This is a genomic window from Nostoc sp. (assembly GCF_036916655.1).
Taxonomy (GTDB): domain Bacteria; phylum Cyanobacteriota; class Cyanobacteriia; order Cyanobacteriales; family Nostocaceae; genus Nostoc.
In genome coordinates this window covers 107300-129654 of sequence record NZ_JBALFY010000093.1, presented here as the reverse complement: position 1 = coordinate 129654, position 22355 = coordinate 107300, and the positions used below count along the sequence as shown (strand labels likewise).

General features: G+C 41.5%; 20 protein-coding genes, 1 tRNA gene and 1 pseudogene. 9 read left to right on the top strand and 13 right to left on the bottom strand.

The features are described from left to right. Window positions 1–85 precede the first annotated feature (85 nt). Both hisS and V7L31_RS24680 read left to right on the top strand, forming a co-directional pair. Window positions 86–1474, top strand: a complete 1389-nt coding sequence (gene hisS / locus V7L31_RS24685; RefSeq protein ID WP_334698704.1) for a histidine--tRNA ligase — start codon at window positions 86–88, stop codon at window positions 1472–1474. Window positions 1475–1902: 428 nt separating this feature from the next. Further along, window positions 1903–2478: a TMEM175 family protein gene (locus V7L31_RS24680; protein WP_334698703.1), complete on the top strand. Its 576-nt coding sequence runs from the start codon at window positions 1903–1905 to the stop codon at window positions 2476–2478. A gap of 17 nt (window positions 2479–2495) precedes the next feature. Here the strand turns inward: V7L31_RS24680 and dusB are convergent, their stop codons facing one another. The 7 genes from dusB to V7L31_RS24645 form a co-directional block, all read right to left on the bottom strand. Beyond that, window positions 2496–3551: a tRNA dihydrouridine synthase DusB gene (gene dusB / locus V7L31_RS24675; protein ID WP_334698702.1), complete on the bottom strand. Its 1056-nt coding sequence runs from the start codon at window positions 3549–3551 to the stop codon at window positions 2496–2498. Window positions 3552–3813: 262 nt separating this feature from the next. Continuing rightward, a complete protein-coding gene (locus V7L31_RS24670) occupies window positions 3814–4626 on the bottom strand; it encodes a carbon-nitrogen hydrolase family protein (RefSeq protein WP_334698701.1) in 813 nt (270 codons plus the stop codon). Window positions 4627–5281: 655 nt separating this feature from the next. Continuing rightward, window positions 5282–5605, bottom strand: coding sequence for a thioredoxin (gene trxA / locus V7L31_RS24665; protein WP_292851079.1), 324 nt, complete (start codon window positions 5603–5605; stop codon window positions 5282–5284). A gap of 390 nt (window positions 5606–5995) precedes the next feature. Beyond that, window positions 5996–7159: a GuaB3 family IMP dehydrogenase-related protein gene (locus V7L31_RS24660; protein WP_334698700.1), complete on the bottom strand. Its 1164-nt coding sequence runs from the start codon at window positions 7157–7159 to the stop codon at window positions 5996–5998. A 473-nt stretch (window positions 7160–7632) separates the two neighbouring features. Continuing rightward, window positions 7633–8202, bottom strand: a complete 570-nt coding sequence (locus V7L31_RS24655) for a YdcF family protein (RefSeq protein ID WP_334698699.1) — start codon at window positions 8200–8202, stop codon at window positions 7633–7635. A gap of 311 nt (window positions 8203–8513) precedes the next feature. Next, window positions 8514–8587: transfer RNA gene (locus V7L31_RS24650), tRNA-Arg, on the bottom strand. Window positions 8588–8620: 33 nt separating this feature from the next. Continuing rightward, a complete protein-coding gene (locus V7L31_RS24645) occupies window positions 8621–9709 on the bottom strand; it encodes a tocopherol cyclase family protein (RefSeq protein WP_334698698.1) in 1089 nt (362 codons plus the stop codon). 26 nt (window positions 9710–9735) lie between these two features. On the opposite strand from V7L31_RS24645, the gene V7L31_RS24640 reads away from it, so the two are divergent. The 3 genes from V7L31_RS24640 (at window position 9736) to V7L31_RS24630 (ending at window position 13008) form a co-directional block, all read left to right on the top strand. Beyond that, window positions 9736–10347 (top strand): J domain-containing protein, encoded by a 612-nt coding sequence (locus V7L31_RS24640; RefSeq protein ID WP_334698697.1) that lies wholly within the window; start codon window positions 9736–9738, stop codon window positions 10345–10347. Between the two features lie 85 nt (window positions 10348–10432). Then, window positions 10433–11947: a DnaJ domain-containing protein gene (locus tag V7L31_RS24635; protein ID WP_334698696.1), complete on the top strand. Its 1515-nt coding sequence runs from the start codon at window positions 10433–10435 to the stop codon at window positions 11945–11947. Window positions 11948–12258: 311 nt separating this feature from the next. Continuing rightward, window positions 12259–13008: a hypothetical protein gene (locus tag V7L31_RS24630; protein ID WP_334698695.1), complete on the top strand. Its 750-nt coding sequence runs from the start codon at window positions 12259–12261 to the stop codon at window positions 13006–13008. A 642-nt stretch (window positions 13009–13650) separates the two neighbouring features. On the opposite strand, the gene V7L31_RS24625 is transcribed toward V7L31_RS24630, so the two are convergent. The 4 genes from V7L31_RS24625 to V7L31_RS24610 all read right to left on the bottom strand — a co-directional run bounded on the left by V7L31_RS24625 (window position 13651) and on the right by V7L31_RS24610 (window position 17099). Continuing rightward, window positions 13651–14484, bottom strand: a complete 834-nt coding sequence (locus V7L31_RS24625; protein WP_334698694.1) for a metallophosphoesterase — start codon at window positions 14482–14484, stop codon at window positions 13651–13653. A 195-nt stretch (window positions 14485–14679) separates the two neighbouring features. Next, window positions 14680–15510, bottom strand: coding sequence for a metallophosphoesterase (locus tag V7L31_RS24620; protein WP_334698693.1), 831 nt, complete (start codon window positions 15508–15510; stop codon window positions 14680–14682). Window positions 15511–16203: 693 nt separating this feature from the next. After that, window positions 16204–16476: a GlsB/YeaQ/YmgE family stress response membrane protein gene (locus V7L31_RS24615; RefSeq protein ID WP_179068783.1), complete on the bottom strand. Its 273-nt coding sequence runs from the start codon at window positions 16474–16476 to the stop codon at window positions 16204–16206. Window positions 16477–16826: 350 nt separating this feature from the next. Further along, on the bottom strand, window positions 16827–17099 hold the full coding sequence (locus V7L31_RS24610; protein WP_334698692.1) for a hypothetical protein: 273 nt from the start codon (window positions 17097–17099) through the stop codon (window positions 16827–16829). 224 nt (window positions 17100–17323) lie between these two features. On the opposite strand from V7L31_RS24610, the gene V7L31_RS24605 reads away from it, so the two are divergent. From V7L31_RS24605 to V7L31_RS24590, 4 genes and pseudogenes are all read left to right on the top strand, one after another. Further along, window positions 17324–17956, top strand: a complete 633-nt coding sequence (locus V7L31_RS24605) for a bifunctional 4-hydroxy-2-oxoglutarate aldolase/2-dehydro-3-deoxy-phosphogluconate aldolase (RefSeq protein ID WP_334698691.1) — start codon at window positions 17324–17326, stop codon at window positions 17954–17956. Window positions 17957–18069: 113 nt separating this feature from the next. Next, on the top strand, window positions 18070–18585 hold the full coding sequence (locus V7L31_RS24600; RefSeq protein ID WP_334698690.1) for a L,D-transpeptidase: 516 nt from the start codon (window positions 18070–18072) through the stop codon (window positions 18583–18585). A gap of 818 nt (window positions 18586–19403) precedes the next feature. Next, the gene (locus V7L31_RS24595; protein ID WP_334698689.1) at window positions 19404–19922 is read left to right on the top strand and encodes a L,D-transpeptidase; all 519 of its coding nucleotides are present in this window, start codon (window positions 19404–19406) and stop codon (window positions 19920–19922) included. Window positions 19923–20087: 165 nt separating this feature from the next. After that, window positions 20088–20183: pseudogene (locus V7L31_RS24590) on the top strand (Uma2 family endonuclease); the annotation flags it as partial. A 3-nt stretch (window positions 20184–20186) separates the two neighbouring features. Here the strand turns inward: V7L31_RS24590 and V7L31_RS24585 are convergent. Together V7L31_RS24585 and V7L31_RS24580 are read right to left on the bottom strand one after the other, a co-directional pair. Continuing rightward, window positions 20187–21785, bottom strand: coding sequence for an Hsp70 family protein (locus V7L31_RS24585; RefSeq protein WP_334698688.1), 1599 nt, complete (start codon window positions 21783–21785; stop codon window positions 20187–20189). Window positions 21786–21970: 185 nt separating this feature from the next. Then, a complete protein-coding gene (locus tag V7L31_RS24580; protein WP_104909601.1) occupies window positions 21971–22210 on the bottom strand; it encodes a hypothetical protein in 240 nt (79 codons plus the stop codon). Between the last annotated feature and the right edge of the window lie 145 nt (window positions 22211–22355).

Here is a 22355-nt window from a genome sequence, read left to right as displayed (position 1 = left end):
TCCGCGCAGGCGGACTTTGTTTGTGTAGCCACGACTTCCAGTCGTTGGACTTTCATCTCCAATCTCAATTTAGTAAGGTAAAAGCATGGCCAAAGGTGACAAAATAAACTTTTCTACTCCTAGCGGATTTCCAGAATTTCTTCCTAGCGAAAAGCGTCTAGAATTACATTTGTTAGATATCATCCGCAGAGTTTTTGAAAGCTATGGATTTACGCCCATAGAAACACCTGCTGTAGAACGTTTAGAAGTGCTGCAAGCTAAAGGTAATCAAGGTGACAATATCATCTATGGCATTGATCCCATACTGCCACCAAATCGACAAGCCGAGAGAGATAAATCTGGCGAAACTGGTTCAGAATCCAGAGCTTTAAAGTTTGACCAAACAGTTCCTTTAGCAGCATACATTGCCCGTCACCTGAATGAGCTAATTTTTCCTTTTGCTCGTTATCAAACTGATGTAGTTTTTCGGGGAGAACGGGCGAAAGATGGGCGTTTTCGTCAGTTTCGCCAATGCGATATTGATGTAGTCGCGCGTCGTGAACTAAGTTTACTCTATGATGCTCAGATGCCTGCAATTATCACCGAGATATTTGAAGCAATTAATATTGGTGATTTTCTGATTCGCATCAATAACCGAAAAGTTCTTACTGGTTTCTTTAAATCAGTAGGAATTGCCGAAAATCAAATTAAATCGTGTATTAGTATTGTTGACACGCTCGAAAAAATTGGTGAAAGTAAAGTAAAACAAGATTTAGAGAAAGAAGGGATTTTAGAAGAACAGGCGCAAAAAATCATTGAATTTATCAAAATAAACGGTTCCGTTGATGAAGTTTTAGATAAACTCAAACATCTTGCCCAAAATCTGCCAGAAACCGAGCAATTGAGCTTAGGAATCACCGAATTAGAAACGGTAATTACAGGAGTGCGTAATCTCGGAGTTGCCGAAAACCGTTTCTGTATTGATTTATCCATTGCCCGTGGTCTTGATTACTATACCGGCACAGTTTACGAAACAACCTTATTAGGGCATGAAGCTTTAGGCAGTATTTGTTCTGGTGGTAGATATGAAGAATTAGTCGGGGTATTTTTGGGCGAAAAAATGCCTGGTGTTGGCATTTCTATTGGCTTAACTCGCTTAATTAGTCGTTTGTTAAAAGCTGGGATTCTAAGTACATTAGCTGCGACACCAGCCCAAGTGATGGTAGTGAATATGCAGGAAGATTTAATGCCCACTTATTTAAAAGTTTCTCAAAATCTGCGTCAGGCGGGAATTAATGTGATTACTAACTTTGATAAGCGTCCCTTGGGTAAACAATTTCAATTAGCAGACAAACAAGGAATTCAATTCTGTGTAATTATTGGTTCTGAAGAAGTAGCAGCGCAAAAGTCATCGCTCAAAGATTTGAAAACAGGCGAGCAAGTAGAAGTGTTATTAGACAATTTGGCTGGGGAAATTAAAAGAAGGCTTACTTAAAAATTGATTTATCAAGTAGCGACTGTCTATTGCAATGCATTATGGCTTTCGCCTCATATACCTTACTTATTTGGAAGTCTTTTATGAGTTTGTCCGATCTCCCTAATCTTTGGGTTCCTTTAGCACTTTTAGGTTTAATTGTTATAGCTGCTGTATTTTTCAGCCGCAGCAATTGATATTTAAACAATTCCAGAAACTAAGTACACGTCAACATAAAAGGGATTTGGAAATATCAAGGTTTGATGTTGGGTTTCACTACGTTCCACTTAATTGAATTTTGAATTGATTCATGGTGGACACAGTATATGGAGTAGCCTAAAAAAAGTGCGCCCATAGTGCAGAAAATCTTTATCAACGGCAACTACTTGGTACGATAAAGTACAGAGTGTCACAACTTACTCTCAAGTAAACACAAAAGGAATGCGTACATGGGAAAAGGGAGATTAGAAGCATTCAGCGATGGGGTGATTGCCATCATCATCACCATTATGGTGCTGGAAATCAAAGTGCCACATGGGTATGATTTAGCTGCACTGCGCCCGCTAATCCCGGTATTTCTCAGCTATGTGCTGAGTTTTATTTATATTGGCATCTACTGGAACAATCACCATCACCTATTACAAGCAGTCCGACAGGTTAATGGACGTATACTTTGGGCTAATCTGCATCTGCTGTTTTGGTTGTCCCTAGTCCCATTCGTCACTGGCTGGATGGGCGAGAATCACTTTGCCGCCGTGCCAGTTGCCCTTTATGGTACGGTATTGTTGTTGGCTGCGATCGCCTACTACATTCTTAGCCGTACCCTCGTTTCTCACCACGGTAAGGATTCAACTCTAGCGATCGCAATCGGTGAAGACTTCAAAGGGAAAGTATCAGTAGTTTTCTATGCTGTGGCAATTCCACTTGCCTTTGTAAACTCATGGCTGGCCTGTGCATTTTACGTTTTAGTAGCAATCATCTGGCTTATCCCAGATCGTCGCATTGAGAAGACTCTCACTTCCTGAACTAATTACGAATTATTTTAAAGCATTACTAAACTACCTTGTGCTTCTTCTTCAAGTTCATAACCATTAGCCAATTTTTCAATTGTTTGGTCAATCATTGCCAAACCCTGATCTACTTTTTCAACTAAACTTAGCTGTCCTCGAAGTTCGGCAGCACCAACGAAACCCTTAGCATACCAAGTCATGTGCTTACGGGCTTGACGGACACCGCGATCGCCTTTATATTCCCACAAGGCTTGTAAATGATCTCTTGCACATTCCAAACGCTGAATCGGGGTAGGTGTCGGTAATATCTCCCCAGTTTTCAGGAAGTGATCGATTTCTCCCACCAAAAACGGATAACCCAAAGTCCCACGGGAACACATAACGCCATCAGCGCCAGTCTGTTCTAAACATTTCACCGCCGCTTCAACAGAAAAAATATCTCCGTTGCCAATCACTGGAATAGAAAGCACTTCTTTGACACGGGTAATCCATTCCCAACGAGCATTACCGTTGTATCCTTGAGCGCGAGTGCGTCCATGTACTGTAATCATTTTTGCCCCGGCATCTTCCATCCGCTTGGCAAAGTCAAGAATCGTAATTTCGTGATCATTCCAGCCAATACGGGTTTTTACTGTCACAGGGACATCAACAGCTTTTACCACTTCCCGCACAATTGCTTCTGCTACTTCTGGTTGCCGCAACAACGAAGAACCGCCACCATTTTTAGTGATTTTATTTACCGGACAACCCATATTAATATCAACAGTATCAGCACCTTCGGCAACTGCCTTGATTGCCGCTTCTGCTAAGAAATCTGGACGACAATCAAATAGTTGAACGCTAATTGGGCGCTCATTTGGGTCTACCTCCATGATTTTGGGTAATTGCTTGACATAATGCAACCCCGTAGCATTCACCATTTCGGTATACATCATTGAATCTGGGGCATAGCGACGCACGATACGGCGAAACACCATATCTGTCACTCCAGATAGGGGCGACTGGAAAACCCGACTTTTTACCTCGAAGGAGCCAATCTTTAAGGGTTGGGAGAGTCTAGCTTGGAGAATGGGAGAGAGCGAAATCATACAAAAAATTAAAACTTACTTATGCGGATGAAAAATAGCAGGAATATTTAGGGGTATTTGTAATCACTGCTCATTTTAGGTTAGGCATCCTGACTTGGAGGCTTTTTTTGCAAATCAATCATCTACTAGGAAGCCATCCGCAATAAATAATCAGTGCAGCTAAAGGGCATTGAGCATTGAAAAGATGCAGAGGGGGGGTGCGGAGGGGAAAACTTTTCTCCCCTGCTCCCTACTCCCTGCTCCCCTGCTTCTTCCCCAGTCTCTAGAACACCCGATGCTGTAAAGAGGGCATTTGACGGCGGACTTGTTCTAGCCTAGTGGGCTTGATTTCTGCGATCGCAATTCCCGGTTTTTCTCCAGCATCGGCTAAAATTACACCCCAAGGGTCGATAATGACGGCGTGGCCGTGGGTTAGACGACGGCTGTAGTTATTTCCCGTTTGGGCAGGAGCAATGACGTAGGCGGTATTTTCGATGGCTCTGGCTTGTAGTAGTACTTGCCAGTGGTCTTTGCCTGTAAAGGCGGTAAAGGCGGCGGGAATAAAGATCACATCGGCTCCCTTATCTGCCAGATGACGATACAGTTCCGGGAAGCGGACATCATAACAAATAGAAAGCCCTAGATTACCGAGTTTTTCTGAGAAATACACGGGGGGTAGTTGCGTACCAGCCACAACTGTGCTGGATTCGCGATAGGTGTTGCCGTCGGGGACATCAACATCAAATAGGTGTACTTTGTAGTAGCGGGCAAGTTCTTCACCGCTGGGATCGATGAGTAGAGTAGTGTTATAAACTTTGCCTGTATTATCTACTGGAAGTGGAAAGCTGCCGCCCAAAATGGTAATTTGAAAGCGTTGGGCCATTTTTTTGAGAAATTTTTCACTTTCAAGAGCGATCGCATCTCCTTGTGCGAGTTTATCTTTTTCTTCTCCCATATAGGAAAAGTTTTCTGGCAAACCCACCAATTCAGCACCTTGACGCACGGCAAGCTCTATTAATTCTTCTGCCTGTGCCAAATTTTTCTGTAAATCGGGCACACTGGTCAATTGAATAGCGGCGGCTAAATAAGACTTCATAGATTCAACAACAAACAGTTGATTTATGGAAGATAGATTATCAAAATATATCGCTACTTCAACATCTGTGGAACTTAATTAGAAATACATCACTGTTGATTTTCTCTAACAGACTTGTTTTCTTGGTGATTTTAATCTGTCTCTAGGTTCTAGCAAACTGAGCAAGATTGCAATTAGGTTGTGATCAAACCCTGATAAAAGCTGTCTAGTGTGAATTCATCTGCCGCAATAATTTTTCAAATTGGTATAAATTTTTTCTTTATGGGGATTGTTAATTTTGAATGTTGAATCCAAAGCTTACCCCGCTTGGAATACAATTCTTTTGACTTTTGACTTCTGCCTTGCGGTAGGTAATCTAAAAAACATCTGAATTGCATAATCGAACTAAACATAACTCTTGTGGGGTGGGCAACATGAGCGCCCAGCTTATGTAATTTAAATGTGGAACAGCTTACTAGCTTATATAAATTGGTAGTGCAGAAATTAGGGAATTGTTTTTGAGGTAGAAGACTCCTAAAAAATCTTCTAAAACTGTATAGAAACGTAAACAAGCCTGAGAGACGAGGAATTAGTGTCTCTCAAACTTGTTTATAAAAATTAACTTAAAGTTAGAAAAAAATGGATAACTCAAGAGGATTTTATTGCCGATTGAGTTTCAAAGATGCTTTTCGAGAGTGGAAGCTAATGTAGTTTTAGGCACGGCGCCGACCACCATATCGACTTTCTGTCCACCCTTAAAAATCATTAACGTGGGAATACTACGGATGCCGTACTGACTAGCAACTTGAGGATTTTCATCTGTGTTGACTTTTACGACCTTTATTTGACCTTTGTACTGTTCGGAAATCTCATCGACAACAGGAGCTACCATACGGCATGGTCCGCACCAGGGTGCCCAAAAATCCACTAAAACAGGTACATCGCTTTCGAGTACTTCTTGCTTAAAACTAGAATCGGTAACTTGTGCGGCTGCTGACATGCCTAAAACCTTCGCCAATAATATCTGAGCTTGGTGAAAATTCTACCATAGCAAAAACCTCAGCTTGGGGGTAGAGGATGTACATTTGCAAAGAAGCTCTAGAATTTATTTACAAACATAAGGAACCGCCCGAACAGTAGTCCGGGCGGAGTGTGGTGTGAGGAGTGAACGGAAACATGCGTCTCCGCTATCTCCATTGTAGGTGACATATCAGATTTTTCCAGCAATTGTTTGGGGGCTGGAAAAATTTATTGAAAAATTGGGGAATTGGGGACTGGGGATTGGGGAATTGGGGACTGGGGATTGGGGATTGGGGATTGGGGATTAATTATTTCTCCCCTATCTCCCTCATCTCCCTTATTTCCCCTATCTCCCCACTCCCTACTCCCTTTACTTACCCATACCTAATTGTTGAGCTTTTTGGTAAACTTTACCCTCGGTTAATAGTGAAGGCGCAATCACAACTTCGACTTGCTGCATTTCTTTAATATTTTTCGCTCCTAAAGTGCCCATACTCGTCTTTAAGGCTCCTACAAGGTTGTGTGTGCCATCATCTAGTCCTGCTGGGCCAAGGAGTATTTGCTCTAGGCTACCAGTGCTGCCAACCCGAATGCGGGTGCCACGAGGTAAGACGGGGCTGGGAGTTGCCATGCCCCAATGAAACCCCCGTCCTGGAGCTTCTGTAGCTCTGGCAAAGGGGGAACCAATCATCACACCATCGGCACCACAGGCGATGCATTTGCAAATATCGCCGCCGGTGATTAAACCGCCATCAGCAATAATGGGGATATAGTTACCAGTTTCGTTGTAGTAATCATCTCGTGCGGCGGCACAATCAGCGATCGCAGTTGCTTGTGGTACACCCACACCTAACACCCCACGAGAAGTACAAGCCGCACCTGGCCCAATTCCCACTAATACCCCAGCTGCCCCAGCTTTCAATAAATTCAAGGTAACTTCGTAAGTTACGCAATTCCCCAACACCACGGGGATGGGCATGGAACGGCAAAATTCTGCTAAATCAAGTGGTACTAAAGACTCTGGTGAAAGATGTGCAGTAGAAACGACTGTAGCTTGGACAAAAAATAAATCGGCCCCAGCTTTTGCCACCGCCTCACCATATTTACTTGCACCGGCTGGAGTTGCACTCACCGCTGCAATAGCACCTTGTTGTTTAATTTCCTGAATACGTTGTTCAATTAATTCCAGCTTTATTGGTTCGGCATAGAGTTCTTGCATCAAGGCAACAAATTCATCTTTCCCTACAGAGGTAATTCGATCTAATATTGGCTCTGGATCAGCATAGCGAGTTTGAATCCCCTCTAAATTGAGGACTCCTAATGCTCCTAACTGTGACAAACGTACAGCTACACGAACATCTACTACGCCATCCATTGCACTGGCAATTATCGGGATTTCTCGCTCAATATTACCAATACGCCACTTAGTATCTGCCAAACTAGGGTCTAGTGTTCTGTTACCAGGGGCTAGAGCAATTTCATCTATTCCGTAAGCTCTGCGAGCTGTTTTTCCCCGCCCAAGTTGAATTTCCACGCTTTAAATTTTCTCAAATCTGTTTAAGCTAGGGTATCAAATTGTGGGGAGAGTTGGAGTGTTTTTTTCCTGAACTACACTAGACATTTCCGAATTATCTAAGTTGCGGCTCAAAACTTTGGTGGATGCAAAATACACACCAAGGAAGCAAATGAGGAAAAGTTGTTTATTTGTTTGACTAAGTTGATGCTAATAATCTTGACATTATAGCAATCCTATCTGAATTTGTGAAAATTCGTGGTTTCCAGATCCCCGACTTCTTTAAAGAAGTCGGATATCTAATTTTTCACGAATGATTTACTAATGCTATATGTTCTCTTTCTTTGCTTGTCTTTACTTAGGTAAAAATCATCCAAATTTCCCGAAATGCCACCAAATGGGAATATTTTGCCTCGTTTAAAAGCGATAAATCTTGAGATTTAGAAGATTTTCAAATCTAAAATCCAAAATCCAAAATCCAAAATTGATTTGATTTACCGTTTATTTTTAGCGGCATCCACGCCAGTGTAACCAGTCGCTAACCAAAGTATCGCTCTCGCCCCATCGCGAACAGATTTTTCGATAGATTCAGGAGGCTTTTCTGAAGGAACTGGCACCGGTTTTAAATAAATACCCCGACTACCCAAAATAATTTCGCCAATGACACAGGCCCGGCGCATGTGGAAGTCTGAAGTAATCAAATAAACGCTCTTGATTCCACGACGTTGCAAATCATCCACCAACGTAGTAAAATTAGTAACTGTATCTACTGCTTCGTAATCCAAGTGTAAACGTTTAGGATCGACACCAGCTTTGGTAAACACTCGTTGGGTGAATGTACGTGGACTACCGCCTGTAATCCAAATCGGTATATTTGGATGCTCGCGAACGAATTTTGCTGTAAACTTCTCTCGCTCTAAATGTTTCGTTGAACCACCTAACACTACAACTGCTTGCGGCTGCACAAATTGGTTTTGTACTTCTTTGTATCCCCACCAGATGATTAGCGGTAGGGCAAAAGCCGTAAAGCACAAAGATTTACCCGTAAAGATTAGCTTATTCAAGGCTCAATAACTTTATTTACTCAGTCCAAAATTTTCTCTGACTAGAAGAAAAAAACAATTGATAGTAGAGTAGCAAACTTCCAAAGAATCTGCCCAAATATAAATTTGGTTGATTCTTGTGTTGCAACGCGATTAAGCGTGCTTGAAGTTTTTCCTCTAATTGATGGATTATCCTAACCTGTCTCGGACGATTCATCAAAGGGTTTTAACCACTTTATATAGTGCTTCTCATTTCTATGATGGACAAGGTAGGTAGCACAGTTGCTTATGCTACCCCACAACTGCTATATATATAAATCGCCTGAAGACAACGGGACTGGTGCGACTTGAACGCACGACCTGACGCTTAGGAGGCGTCCGCTCTATCCAACTGAGCTACAACCCCAACTGTGAAGCATATATAATTATAGCAGTAGTTTTAGCGAGATTGCCAACAATTATCCCAAGAGCCGCCACCTACTTCTAAACCACACAGAAGACTTTCTGCTTTAAGAATTATTTTAGATTTTCTGCCATTTAGTTCTCGTAATTCTAAATTTAGTTTTCCTTGCATGGTGTCTCGGCAACAGTATCTTAAACCTTCCGCTGTGGGCGCACGTAGAGGTTTACCAGGTAGATGGGTGGTTCCTGTCAATTCAATTTCGTAGCTTGAGTTACTAGCTTTCATTTGCCATCTACCCCAAGGCTGAATTTCCCAATCTACTTGGGAATTCCAGGGAACGAATTCATAAAACTTGCCTTGATAGTGCAAGCCAATCATCGCTACAGATTCCATCCACCACAGCACGCCCCGCCTTCCACCGCCAGCAGTTAATGCTAAATCGGGTTCCCCTTCAAAGCAATTGCAATTTATCCAAAACCATTTTTGTGGAAAAGCACCACCCCAATTTTTCTCGCCGTAGGCTGGGGCGTTGGTGAATTCGTAGATTTTACCATTCCAGTCAATTTTTCCGCTGGCTAGACCGTGAGCCATCAAAATTTGCCATCCTGGTTCAAAAATCTGCAAGAATGACAGCCAGCCTGCGGTTGATTGCTGAATGCTATTTTGATTGCCCCAACCGTATACTGGTTGAATTTCATACTGCCAACGGCAATAATTATTAGTGGCGCGATCGCGAATTATTCCCTGATTCAAGGTGGCTGTGGCTTGATAGCCTTCTTGAACATGGTGTTCAAACTCTGCTGGTAGCAGGTATAGGGGAGAAACTTGCAAATCTGTTTTACCCCAATGACCTAAACCCAGAACATCTCGACTACCCCAAAATTTATTGACATCAGGGAAAGTACGACATAAATATTCATCATTCGGGCCGAGGATTTGGGCTGCACCGCCACTGTGAGGTTTACCGCCGATGGGGTCTTCAATGGAGTACATAAAGGCGAATGTTTGTCCAATTTCCGGTAGCGTAACGCGGTAATACCAGCCTTCAAAGAAGCGGCGACTACTATCATCCCAGTGATAACCAGAATGGGGCGTTTGGAGAGAATTTACGGGAATAGTTAACATAAGATATAGTTGCCGATTTTTTCAGTATGCGCGATCGCTTCGATATCAATGATGCTTATGAAATTCTTGGGCTAGAACCCGGTGCTTCTCAAGCACAGGTGAAGCGAAATTACCGTCAACTGGTGAAAATTTGGCATCCCGACCGCTTTGTTGACCAAAAGCAAAAGCAGGAAGCTGAAGAAAAAATTAAATCAATCAATGCAGCTTACAACAAGCTCAAATCTGAAAGTCCATCTGAGCCTCCCATTCCTAAAAATCCCTCTTCATCTTCGCCTAAAAATCCCCCAAAAATATCTGTCAATCGTTGGGATGCAGAAACTTTCTATACTTTAGGGGTAGAGAATGCTACTCAAGGAAGATATGAAGATGCGATTGCAGATTTTACCCATGCAATTCGTCTTAATCCTCACTATGTTGAAGCATACAAGTATCGGGGGCTAGTTTGTTCTCAACTGGGATACGAATATAGAGCCGCTTCAGATTTAAATAAAGCTGCACAAATAGAAGAAGAGTTAAGAAATCCGGGTGCTGCGCGTGTATCGCGATCGCCTAGATATGTATCAAAACCTAGACCTTTGCTAGAAAGATTTTGTCAGAGGATAAAAAGTTTACTGCGATTAAATCGGCGTTGGAGATAGCAGCACTACATCTGGAGTTAGTTAATACTTGTAATTGGGAATACTAAGTAGAGTTAGATTTGCTGCTGATTTCCTAGTATGAGCGATGTCTAACGACAAGCCGAAACGTCTACGCTTTGACATAAATCATGTTTACAATATCCTGGGGTTAAAACCAGGTGCATCTGTTAATGAGGTTAAGCAAGCTTACTGCCAGATGGCTAAGACTTGGCATCCAGATTGTTTTATTGAACCGCAGCAAAAGCTAGAAGCGGAAGAAAAAATCAAAGAAATCAATCAAGCTTATGCAAAGTTAAAGTCTTATCAGCCAGATGAGACAAATCAATCTGCTTTTAGTTCTACCAAAATTGATTTAACTCCATCCAACGCTGAAAGTTTGTACAAACTGGGCATGGAGAAAGCTCAAAGAGGAAAATATACTGAAGCAATAGAACACTTTACCCAAGTGATTCGTCTTAACCCCAACTACTTTGAAGCTTATAAATATCGAGGGCTTGCTTGCTCAAAACTAGGATACGAAAATAGGGCTTGGTCAGATTTCAAAAATGCCAAAGAACTGGAACTGAAACAGGAAAAAGCACCACCCAAACCTACATCACCACCGCCAAAGCCACCAACGCCACCACCGCCACCCAAACCTACATCACCACCGCCGCCACCGCCAAAGCAAGCAACACCCCCACCACCAACACCTGTATCACAGTCTCAAACTTCACCGTGGAAATGTGTACACACCTTGACTCATCTAAACTGGGTTTTTGCAACTGCAATCAGTCCAGATGGGCAAACTTTGGCTAGTGGAAGTAGTGATAATACTATCAATATTTGGCATCTCGACACAGGGAAATTATTACATACTCTCACTGGTCATAGAAAATGGGTAAGATGCCTAGCCTACAGCCCAGATAGCCAAACTCTGGTTAGTGGTAGTGATGACAGCAGCATGATGATTTGGGAAGTGTCTACAGGTAAATTACTCAACACGCTCAAAGTACATTCAACCCCAGTTTTTTCTGTAATCGTTAGTCCAGATGGTCAAACTATCTTGAGTGGCGGTACAGACACTACTATCAAGGTTTCCCATATAGAAATGGGACAATTATTGCACGTCCTCAAAGGTCATTCTGACTTGGTTCATTGCCTTGCTATTTGCCCAAAACAGCAGATTTTAATCAGTGGTAGTGCAGATAATACGATTAAAACGTGGAATTTGAAGAGTAAAAAACTGCTACAAACTCTCAAAGGGCATTCAGGTTGGGTGACTTGTGTCGCTATTAGCTCTGATGGAGAAATTTTAGCTAGTAGCAGTTATGACCAGACTATCAAATTATGGAACATCAATACAGGCAAGCTAATTAACACATTTGCCGGACATCGTAGCCATGTTTGTGCGATCGCTTTTAGCTCAGATGGTCAGCATCTTGCTAGTGGTAGTGCAGATCGTACTGTAAAGCTGTGGCACATTAGCACTGGACAAGAACTTTACACTTTGAATAACCATTCAGATTGGGTTAATTCTGTCGCTTTCAGCCCTGATGGCAAAACTTTGGTTAGCGGTAGTCGAGATATGACCATCAAGCTTTGGCGATGCGACATCTAACAACAAATTAAAAATTTAGAAAATTGAAGCAAATTGCTAGATTTTTCGATCAATCCATTAATTGACAGTTTAATAACATCCATCTTTGGGATACTCTTTCTCTTGATTAAGTATTAACTCTCTAAAGATTCAGTATTAACTCCCTGGAGATAGAGCCACTTGTTTCAGGGCAGAGGTTATTCTGAGATTACCAACAGTTGAGTAGCAAATAAAACTCAATATTTATCAGCAACATATATTTTCAGTTCATTAAAACCTTTTGTTTTTAGAAAGCTTTAGTTTGTCAATATTCTATTTGAGGAGTGAAATCAATGTCTATTCCCAATGAACACGAAAGCAAAAACAGTGAAGTTAGGCAAGAATCTTACACTGATATTAATGGCAATACTCAGACCCATTTCACACAAACCACTGAAACCGTTAAGAACAATACAGCTAATCCCAACACTTACACTAACGGTTACGTACATGGTCGAAATGTTGAGCGTAGCAATCAGCAAGCAGATTTAGCCCAGCGTGATGAAAACAATGCTACTGGTGGTTTGCTGTTGGGTATTATCATTACTTCCGTGCTTGGTTTGGTTATAGGTGGCGTTTGGTACTTCAACCAGCAGAATAACGCTGCGGTTAACAATGCTGTGCCGGTAGTGGTTCCTGTACCGAGTAAGAGTAATCCAACGCCCAGTGCATCTCCTCAACCACCAACGACGATAATCGAAAGAACTAGGGAAGTACCTGTTGCTGTTCCTGTTCCTGTTCCACAACAGCAGGCTGTGCCTCCATCTACACCTCGCCAACCGGATATTAATATTACTATTCCACCACAGCAGCCTGCGGCAGAAAAAGCACCTTCTGTAACTCAGCCAACCCCTCAAGCGGCACAAAGTCCGGCGACGAATTCAACTACTAATACTCCGGCTTCGCAGAACAATAGTTCTACTAATATTGTCACTCCTGGTACGAAAAGTGACACTTCTAAAAGTACTACACCTCAAGGAGTAGACCAGTCAAACAGTAAATCTAATAGCGATTCTTCTAGCGCAGGCGGTTCTGGTCAATAATGGCTTCTGAACTTTCAGCTTACTTGATAATATTGGCGTGAATGCCAATATTATCAAGTGAGACAAATTTTAAGCAATATTTCGGAATTATTGCGATAAATTAATGGTAATCAAGTTTAGTAAATGTGTGTTGTAGCTAAACAAACACAATGCTAGATTAAGACCAAGGTACAAACAGGTTAAAGTTAAACAAAACTTTCAAGTTAGAGCCTGTGCCTCCTGCTCTAATGTTCTCGCGGTCGCTCCGAAGTTGTGGCATCCATTGAATGTATTTTGCCTTAAGTTCAATGAGTTGTTTTGGAGGTTTTAAAACGCACTGCCAGAAAATGCCTGCCTAGTTGGAATGTTAGGATGTGCAATTCTGAGTATAGCGATTGCGAATACTGTCCACCAAATTTTAAATTAGTTACTCCTGAATTATCCAATCTTCAAGAAACCGCCCCAAGCTGCTGACATTTATCCATCGTAGCTTCAGGCGGTTTCTGCTTTGAGTGTTATGCATTTAAATTGCACTCTGACCAGTAAAGGCTGTCCTTTGTCATTAGTAATTTATTTAGACTAATGACCAATGACCAATGACCAATGACCAATGACCAATGACCAATGACCAATGACCAATGACCAATGACCAATGACCAATAACTAATCACTAATTAAGGTAATTACAGTCACTTCTGGCGGACAAAATAAACGTCCTGGGCGGTAAGTTCCTAAACCACGATTGACATATAGTTGATTTTCTTCTACCTTGTGAAACCCTTGCGCCCACTCCCAATATCGCACTACTTTAGAACAGTCTCCCAGAAAAAATGTTATCCAACGCCGCAATTTTTTGGGAATTTGTTTGAGTAGCTTTTTGTAATAAAATACTAGAGGGCCAATACCCGGAATTACGATGTGACCACCGTGGGTATGACCAGATAGTTGCAAATCTACGCGCCATTGTTGCAATATCTTGGCTGTATCTGGGTTATGAGATAAAACGATGCGCGGTGTAACAGAATCTAGTTGATTCATGACTGGTGCAGGGTAAAATTCCTGTGACCAATAATCAGCTAGTCCAATGAATGGTAGTTCTTTTCCTAATGGATAGGCAATTTCATTCCAAAGCACATGCACCCCAATACTAGTTAATGCCTGTGTAACTTCTACTTTGGAGTGGCTGTAATAGATATCGTGGTTCCCAAGTACGGCGTAGATACCACAGCGACTTTGTAAATGCTTGAGTCGAAGCACCAGTTGGTGAATTGGTGCGGGATCGTCAGTTACGTAGTCACCAGTTAATAAAATTAAATCTGGTTCAGCTTCGTTAGTAACTGCGATCGCTTTTTCTAACATATCTTCCGACAGTCGCAAACCATCATAGTGAAAATCTGACAACTGTACTAACGTTGTACCTTGTAAAGATGCAGGAAGTTCTGCAATCTTAACCGTTATTTTATCTACTCTTAAATGTCCCGTAAATAACCAATGCATAAGCCAACCGATACTCCTCATACCAGCGCTTACAGCTTACCAAAAATAAAAATGTAACTTGATAAAATGCAATAATTTATGCCATTTACTCTAGATACAATTGATTCATTGATTCAAAATATGCGATCAAACTAAGTATTATTAGCCCAGAATACCTGCTGTGATTGCATTCTTTTACTTTAAATTTGGAATTACCTACTCACTTTGTAGGGTGATTATAGTAACTTCTGGGCGGCAAAATAAGCGTCCTGGGAGGTAAGTTCCCAAGCCACGATTGACATATAGCTGATTTTTTCCTAGCCGATGGAAACCCTGCGCCCATTCCCAATGGTTGACTACAGAAACATTTACTTCCAAAAATGGCATTAGACGCCGAATTTTTCTGGGTATTTTTTTTGCCAGCTTTTCGTAAAGCAACGCCGCAGGGCCAATTCCAGGAATCACGATTTGACCGCCGTGAGTATGACCAGATAATTGTAAATCGACTCGCCATGCTTGTAATATCTCTGCCGTATCTGGGTTGTGGGATAAAACGATGCAGGGTGTGTCGGGGTTTAGTTGGTTCATAACTGGTGCGGGGTGAAATTCCCGCGACCAACTATCCGCCAGTCCAACGAGTGGCAATTCTTTTCCTAGTGGATAGGCAATTTCGTTCCAAAGGACGTGAATGCCAATGCTAGTCAGGGCTTTTGTAACTTCTGCTTGGGCTTGTTTGTGATATATATCGTGATTGCCAAGAATAGCATAGATACCATTGCGACTTTGCAGATGTTTGAGTCGGAGTATCAGTTGATGAATCGGTGTCGGATCGTCAGTTACGTAGTCACCAGTTAATAAAATTAAATCTGGTTCAGCTTCGTTAGTAACTGCGATCGCTTTCTCTAGCATATCCTCCGACAGCCGCAAACCATCGTAGTGAAAATCTGACAACTGCACTACCTTCTTACCCTGTAACGATGCAGGCAACCCTGCAATGTTAACCGTCAATTCCTCTGTACTCAACGGCCCAGATAACAACCAGTGCATAAGACGTTCAATAAACTTCAATCATAGCGCTTACAGCTTAACTAAACATTGTCTGTTTGTGTGCAGCGACTAATGCAACTTATTGAAAATTTTATGAAAGCTCTAGGTTCTAGCGTATTTATACTTACTCAAATTAAAAACAAATTTACTACTAAATTTTTTGTAAAAAAATACTAAATTAATATGAAAGTTAGTGTGCGTAGGCATAGCCCATCCTAAGGGAGCATCTCACCTTTGCAAATGCACTAGGCGATTAGAAATCGCGGCTACACAAATTAAGTAAGCCTACGCAGACTCAAAGAATTTGCAACCCACGTTCTCGTAGCGTCATCTTTACCCGCTTTAGTGGCGTAGTAGACTGCATTACTAAAGTTAGTTTTCCCATTAAAAACAGCAATATTTCAGGTCGTTGTAGTATTGGTTAGTTTTTTTTAGAGCTTGGGTAAAATAAGCATTTATCAAGGACACTAGAAAAATCTACACTTTGCGATCGCTAATCTTACGATAAAATTTTTAGCAATACCTGTCTAGAAACAAAAATTCCCTTCTAGGATGAGGGTGTAGAGGGGGAAAAAAACAAAAAATAACGCCTACCTATAATTAGGGTGGCGCTATTTTTTAATTTAATTCACAGTTAAAAATAGTTAAATGAATTTGCTAAATGTTCGTTGCTGATTGCCCGCAATTTTATATTTACACAGCACTGCGGTTGGTTAACAAGTTCCACAAGAAAACTGCGACGATTGCACCCAGAACTGCTACCGCGACACCTGGAATACTAAATGTAGGTGCTGCTAAAGCTAAGGTTCCTGTACTGAAGAATATACCTAAACTACCACCAACAAAAGCACCAATGATTCCTAATAATATGGTTCCGAGAATTCCGCCGCCTTGATGACCAGGGTAGATAGCTTTTGCGATCGCACCAGCAATTAGACCTAAAACAATCCAAGCAAGAATATTCATTGTTATTAGTTGGGTAAACGTTTTTGACTTACAAATATATATTAACTATTTTCATTTTCTGCTCAATCTATCATCAGAATTAATTATGAATGTCCATAAGGAATAGTTTAATTGCTACTGAGTTTTTGATACGTACCTCAATTGAGGTAAGTAGTCAATTAAAAAAAGCTCCTAGTAGGTCTTTAACTAGGGGCTTATCAAACTATTGCTTGGTAATTGCAGTATAGGCATTTTAATTAGCTCTCTCCTCTACTAGAAGAATTAAGCTGAGTTTTCAAGGACTGTTTCTAAAGTAATGTAAAGTAAGTTAGATAGGAGATTGACACGACGGGCAACTTCATGCGTTGCTCTTAATTTTGATTGCTTATCTCATTATTGCTACCAATGACTCGATGGCTGACGAATGAGAAGAGTCTGTGATAAGACCAATGCATACTTAGAAAAATCAGACTTATCAAGGTTAGCAGCATAACGCCCAGAATTGTTGTATATGCCTTAGTGTGCCGCCAAAATTTATTTGCACCTAGTTGCACGAGCTTCCACAGACTGGCTAGATCAACGCTTTCGGTATCGTGAATGGTGATTGGTAAGGATGCTGCTGTGCTTTGTTGTGTAAGTGTCATTTTAATTACTCCTTTAGACCCAAACGCTGAGGTATTTAACTTTAAATACGGTAAGTCGATAGATTTACTGTTATTTATATCTAATATCTCATAGCTTGATGTAAGAAGCAAGTTTTAAGGGAATGGGGAATGGGGCATTGGGCATTAGTATTGAAAATTAGGTATTTACTAGAGTTCCAACTATTCTCTAGTCCCCAGTCCCCAATCCCCAGTCCCCAGTTAAAATGCCTAATCAAACTTGGTTATCACAGTTGCAAAAACACAAAGCGATCGCAGTCATTCGCGCCCCTAAAATCGAAGTGGGAGAGCAAATGGCGATGGCTGTAGCATCTGGGGGAATGCAGCTAATTGAAATTACCTGGAATAGCGATCGCGCTGGGGAATTAATCAGTCAACTACGTTCGGAATTACCAGCCTGTATTATTGGCACTGGTACGCTATTCAATGTGCAGCAGTTGCAAGATGCGATCGCATTTGGGGCGCAATTCCTCTTCACACCCCACCTCGATCCGGCAATGATTCAAGCAGCACAAGAAAAAAATGTGCCTATTATACCAGGAGCATTAACACCTACAGAAATTGTTACTGCCTGGAGTCAGGGAGTTAGTTGTGTAAAAGTGTTTCCCGTGCAAGCAGTAGGAGGGGCTGATTATATCAGAAATTTGCAAGGGCCACTAGGTCAGATTCCCTTAATTCCAACTGGCGGTGTGACTCTGGAAAATGCCAAAGAATTTTTACAAGCCGGAGCGATCGCTGTTGGTTTGAGCAGTGAATTATTTCCCAAAAAGCTTGTCACAGAAGGAAACTGGCAAGCGATCGCAACTCAGGCAAAAAACCTCATGCAACAGTTAGGTTAACTTAGAATCAAATCATCAAAAATTCACGTCTATTAAAGTAATAGATAGGGAAATAAACGTGAAACCTGATAAGTTTCTCAAGACCCCATAATTTCAGTGTGAGTGTATCTAAAATGAAAAGACTGATTTATTCTGACTGGGTGCGTCGCTTACAAATACTCCTAACTGGTACAGCACTGTCCTTAAGTGTTTTTACTACTACTGGAACGAGTGAAGTTTGGGCGAATTCCAAAGATCAAGTGATTGCACAAACAATCCAGACATTACAACAATCGGATCAGCGCTGGATTCAAATTAATCTTTCAAAGCAACGATTAATAGCTTGGGAAGGTGACAAAGTAGTTTATGGAAGTGCTATTTCTTCTGGCAAAAAATCTACTCCTACTCTTGTTGGTACTTTTAAGATTCAATCCAAGTTTAAAACTACACGGATGCAGGGAGAAGACTATAATGTTCCCAACGTTCCTTATGCGATGTTTTATCAGGGTAATTACGCTATTCACGGAGCTTACTGGCATAAAAGATTTGGCACTCCAGTGAGCCACGGCTGTGTGAATATTGCACCCAAACATGCAAAATGGCTATTCGAGTGGGCATCAGTAGGTACACCAATAGTCATCCAGAAATAGTAGGTTAATTAGCCAGAAGGCAATTTAGCTAAAATCATAAAACAGGAGTCAGAATACAGAATTCAGAATTCAGAATACTCTACCCATAAAGGGATAGAGTTTTCAGGCGAGAATATTTTAATTTTTTTCGCCCACCTCTTACGTGGTTTTAACCAATATTCAGACGCGACTCGAAAATACTCGCTTGCCGCCGGCGCTATCACCCACTCATACAGAATTCATACTGTTAGCGGATAGCTAAGGTTTAGCCCATTCTGACTCCTGAGTTCTGAATTCTTCTTATAAATAACAAAAAATCAAGACAATTAAGTGATTCCCAGCATAAAATCTTGCTGGGAATCTTCGGAGTCGGAATTACTGAACTTGAAATAAAATACAGAAGAGGGTATTCAACGACTTACCCAAAAAAATAAGTGTAAATCCTGACAATTTCTCTGCGGAATTAAAAATGCAAAGATGAATTAGGGAAAACTTTGCATTTAGGCATTTAAATGACAGATTTTTTGTAAAGGTTGTCATTGGTAATTGGTAATTGGTCATTAGTCATCATATAAGGGACTTCCAAATAAAAAAATATTCAGTTAACTTTTGTGGGGTGGGCGAGACGCCCACCATATCAACGCTCATCTTGCCCACCCCACAATATTGAATATATTTATTTCTTGGAGTTCCCTAACCAAGAATAAATGACTAATGACAAATAAAAGATGAATTGCGTAAATCCTCCACAGAAAGTGAGTAGTCGCTCTGGAAATTTGTCATGTTCCAGAAAATTACTTCACTTCATGATTTTTGCGTAGTTTAGAAGATGAGACGTAATGCAAACTTGGATTCGTAGTGGTGGGATTCGTTCTTCAGGAACTTTTTTTACAGGCGTGGCGCTGATAGTGGTGACTTTATTCTCTTGGTCATCACCGTTAACAGGTACACCAAACTCGACTACAGCAACAGCTACGTCAGTCGATCAAAACAGCACTAATAATATTAACCGCTGGATTGAAATTGACTTGTCTGAGCAACTTTTACGTGCATGGGAAGGTAATAAACTTGTTCATTCATACCGCATTTCTGGAGGTAAGCGATCGACTCCTACACCCATAGGTAGATTTCGGATTAATTCTAAGTATCGTACTCACAGGATGCGAGGCAGGGACTATAATATTCCCGATGTTCCTTACACAATGTATTTCTACAGAGGCTATGCCATCCACGGCGCTTACTGGCATAAGCGTTTTGGAACTCCAGTCAGCCACGGTTGCGTAAATTTACCTGTTAAGCAAGCTCGCGATCTTTACAACTGGGCTTCAACGGGAACTTTAGTAGTGGTGCGGAAATAATTCGTAATTCTTAATTGAAATTCTTAATTACGAATTATCGTGATGATGAATTGTTCCTTACTACAATTCTGATCTTGATGTGTGGACAGGTGCGTTCATGGAGTGAACGTACCTGTAAACATATACTGGTAGACTAAAAATACATTTTCGAGGGATTCAGGAGCTATGAGCGGCATAATAACTCGAACTCTCACATTGGAAGAGTTTCTGAAGCTCCCAGAAACAAAGCCTGCGAGTGAATATATTAACGGATGTGTATTATATCTAGCTCAACTGTGCCACAAGTTGATTCTCCAAAAGTGTGTCATTAGTTAACAAGTCTTCAACGGTGATTCGCAAAAAGCGTTGTTCATCAACTTGAAAGAGAATTTTGATGCGATCGCTTCCAGGATATCCGGCTGGTGTCAGTTGGGCAATTGTCTTCGCACCTTCTCGATCGTTGAGGGGTTTGACGCTGGTTTCATTACCATCCATGCGGCGAGTAATTAAGCGATCGCCATCAAAATAAACTTCAGTACTGCCTGTATCTGCTCCCAATTCTCCCATAATTAACTCAATACTGGGCTGATTTTCTACAGAAGCGCCTAAGACTAATTCCACTGCTTGACTCATTGGGTATGCCTGTCCAGCTTTAATCAGAGAATGCCATTTGTGACGCTGATTGCGGCGATCCCAGTAGCGGATACCATAACTATGATAGAGAAAGTCTTTGATTTGTATCCCTTGACCTAACTGTAATGCACCTTGAGCGATCGCTTCAAAGGGACGTTCGCAACGGATTTTTTCTGGCTCAAAATACTGTTTGATCCATGTCTGCACTGCTGGCAATTGCACTGTGCCACCAACTAACAAAACTGCATTAATATCTGGAAGTTCTATCCCTTGGCGTTTTGCTTGCTGCAACAGTGTGGTCATCGACTCATCCAATAAATCAAAAAAGGCGTGTTCTTTGAGGATATTTTCAAAAGTATCGCGGTTTAGTTCTAGTTCATAGCTTTCAAATGTCTCATCGTCAAAATAAACTTCACTCGCTTGGTTTTGGGTTGATAGCTGAATTTTTACCCGTTCTGCCAATCGTGTTGTCAAAGGACTTACCGCCAACTCTTGAGTTTTGGCAAAGTAATCTACTAACCAGTTATCAATATCAGTACCACCTAGATTTTGCCCAGCTTTCGCCAATACACGGGCAGTTTTAACTTTTTGTTTTGAATCTTCAGCCAGAGATTTATTACCCCACTTAAGAATAAATCCTAGCGGTTTGGTGGTTGCTTGCACACCTCGATCCAACCGGACAAGGGACAAATCTAAAGTTCCACCGCCAAAGTCAATCACCAAGAGAATTTCTTGATCTGCCAAGCCATAACCCAAGGCGGCGGCTGTGGGTTCATCCAGCATTCGCACTTGTTCCACGGGGAGAGCTTGACAAACCTTTCCCAACCAGTGACGATAGGCTTCAAAACTGTCTACGGGTACGGTTAACACCAGAGAATCTAAGCCACCTTCCAGGGGTGCTAGTTGTTCAATTACTTTGGTGAGAAACCATTGCCCTACTTGTTCAAAGGTGACAATTTGCCCATCTAGTTCCGGTAAGAAACCTTGAATATCTGCACCGATACCGCGTTTGAAGCTGCGGAAAAATCGCGTTTCGCCTTTGAGGTCAAGACCGCGATCGCGTACTTGTTGCCCGACTAAGACTTGATTTTGGGCTGCGTCTTCAACATAAACCAAGCTGGGAATCAGTGGCGGATTGAGACTTTGTTTAATTGATAAGCCTGGTAGAGTCAGGGTTTCTGGCTGCTGGGTTACGGGGTTCCAACGAGCAATGACTGTGTTGCTAGTACCAAAATCGATTGCGATCGCCATATTTTATATTTATTCTCTCGCACGAAGACGCCAAAGCTGCTTTCTTTGTGATTATTCTCCATAACCCACCAAAAATGCAATTGATCGGGCAAGGGGCGTTTGAGAAAATTAAGGATGCGATGCCTAGATTGGGCTATGCCTAAGTAAAAAATGATTTGGCGAAACTCCTAACTCTTGTTGTAAGTTCAATCTTCATTCCGCAACTGCCAGACTGCACCAAAAGCAGCCCCAGCCCCAGCTAACAATCCGGTACTCATCCCTTGGATAGTTTTTTGGAATGGATCTTGGGTTAGGCACTCACTTGTAACCTTACTATCTTCCAAGCAGAGGCTACTTTCTGCCCAACCAGCAGTACCTCCTAAAATTACACCAGTGATACTACAAGAAACAATTAGCAGCAAGAGGCGTTGTGTTTTTCTAGCCATAGATAGATGTTTAACTCAATTTTATATTTTAGACTTGAAACTGATCCAATATGTGAATACACTTAGTCTAGATAAAAAATTTTAGATTTTTCCATACTTGAGCGACTGCTTAATCGGACTGCTTCAGCAAAATTCCAAATCTGAA

Coding starts and splice junctions, on each gene's coding strand:
- hisS (WP_334698704.1), top strand. CDS start 86: ATGGCCAAAGGTGACAAAATAAACTTTTCTACTCCTAGCGGATTTCCA.
- V7L31_RS24680 (WP_334698703.1), top strand. CDS start 1,903: ATGGGAAAAGGGAGATTAGAAGCATTCAGCGATGGGGTGATTGCCATC.
- dusB (WP_334698702.1), bottom strand. CDS start 3,551: ATGATTTCGCTCTCTCCCATTCTCCAAGCTAGACTCTCCCAACCCTTA.
- V7L31_RS24670 (WP_334698701.1), bottom strand. CDS start 4,626: ATGAAGTCTTATTTAGCCGCCGCTATTCAATTGACCAGTGTGCCCGAT.
- trxA (WP_292851079.1), bottom strand. CDS start 5,605: ATGTCAGCAGCCGCACAAGTTACCGATTCTAGTTTTAAGCAAGAAGTA.
- V7L31_RS24645 (WP_334698698.1), bottom strand. CDS start 9,709: ATGTTAACTATTCCCGTAAATTCTCTCCAAACGCCCCATTCTGGTTAT.
- V7L31_RS24640 (WP_334698697.1), top strand. CDS start 9,736: ATGCGCGATCGCTTCGATATCAATGATGCTTATGAAATTCTTGGGCTA.
- V7L31_RS24635 (WP_334698696.1), top strand. CDS start 10,433: ATGTCTAACGACAAGCCGAAACGTCTACGCTTTGACATAAATCATGTT.
- V7L31_RS24630 (WP_334698695.1), top strand. CDS start 12,259: ATGTCTATTCCCAATGAACACGAAAGCAAAAACAGTGAAGTTAGGCAA.
- V7L31_RS24625 (WP_334698694.1), bottom strand. CDS start 14,484: ATGCATTGGTTATTTACGGGACATTTAAGAGTAGATAAAATAACGGTT.
- V7L31_RS24620 (WP_334698693.1), bottom strand. CDS start 15,510: ATGCACTGGTTGTTATCTGGGCCGTTGAGTACAGAGGAATTGACGGTT.
- V7L31_RS24615 (WP_179068783.1), bottom strand. CDS start 16,476: ATGAATATTCTTGCTTGGATTGTTTTAGGTCTAATTGCTGGTGCGATC.
- V7L31_RS24610 (WP_334698692.1), bottom strand. CDS start 17,099: ATGACACTTACACAACAAAGCACAGCAGCATCCTTACCAATCACCATT.
- V7L31_RS24605 (WP_334698691.1), top strand. CDS start 17,324: ATGCCTAATCAAACTTGGTTATCACAGTTGCAAAAACACAAAGCGATC.
- V7L31_RS24600 (WP_334698690.1), top strand. CDS start 18,070: ATGAAAAGACTGATTTATTCTGACTGGGTGCGTCGCTTACAAATACTC.
- V7L31_RS24595 (WP_334698689.1), top strand. CDS start 19,404: ATGCAAACTTGGATTCGTAGTGGTGGGATTCGTTCTTCAGGAACTTTT.
- V7L31_RS24585 (WP_334698688.1), bottom strand. CDS start 21,785: ATGGCGATCGCAATCGATTTTGGTACTAGCAACACAGTCATTGCTCGT.
- V7L31_RS24580 (WP_104909601.1), bottom strand. CDS start 22,210: ATGGCTAGAAAAACACAACGCCTCTTGCTGCTAATTGTTTCTTGTAGT.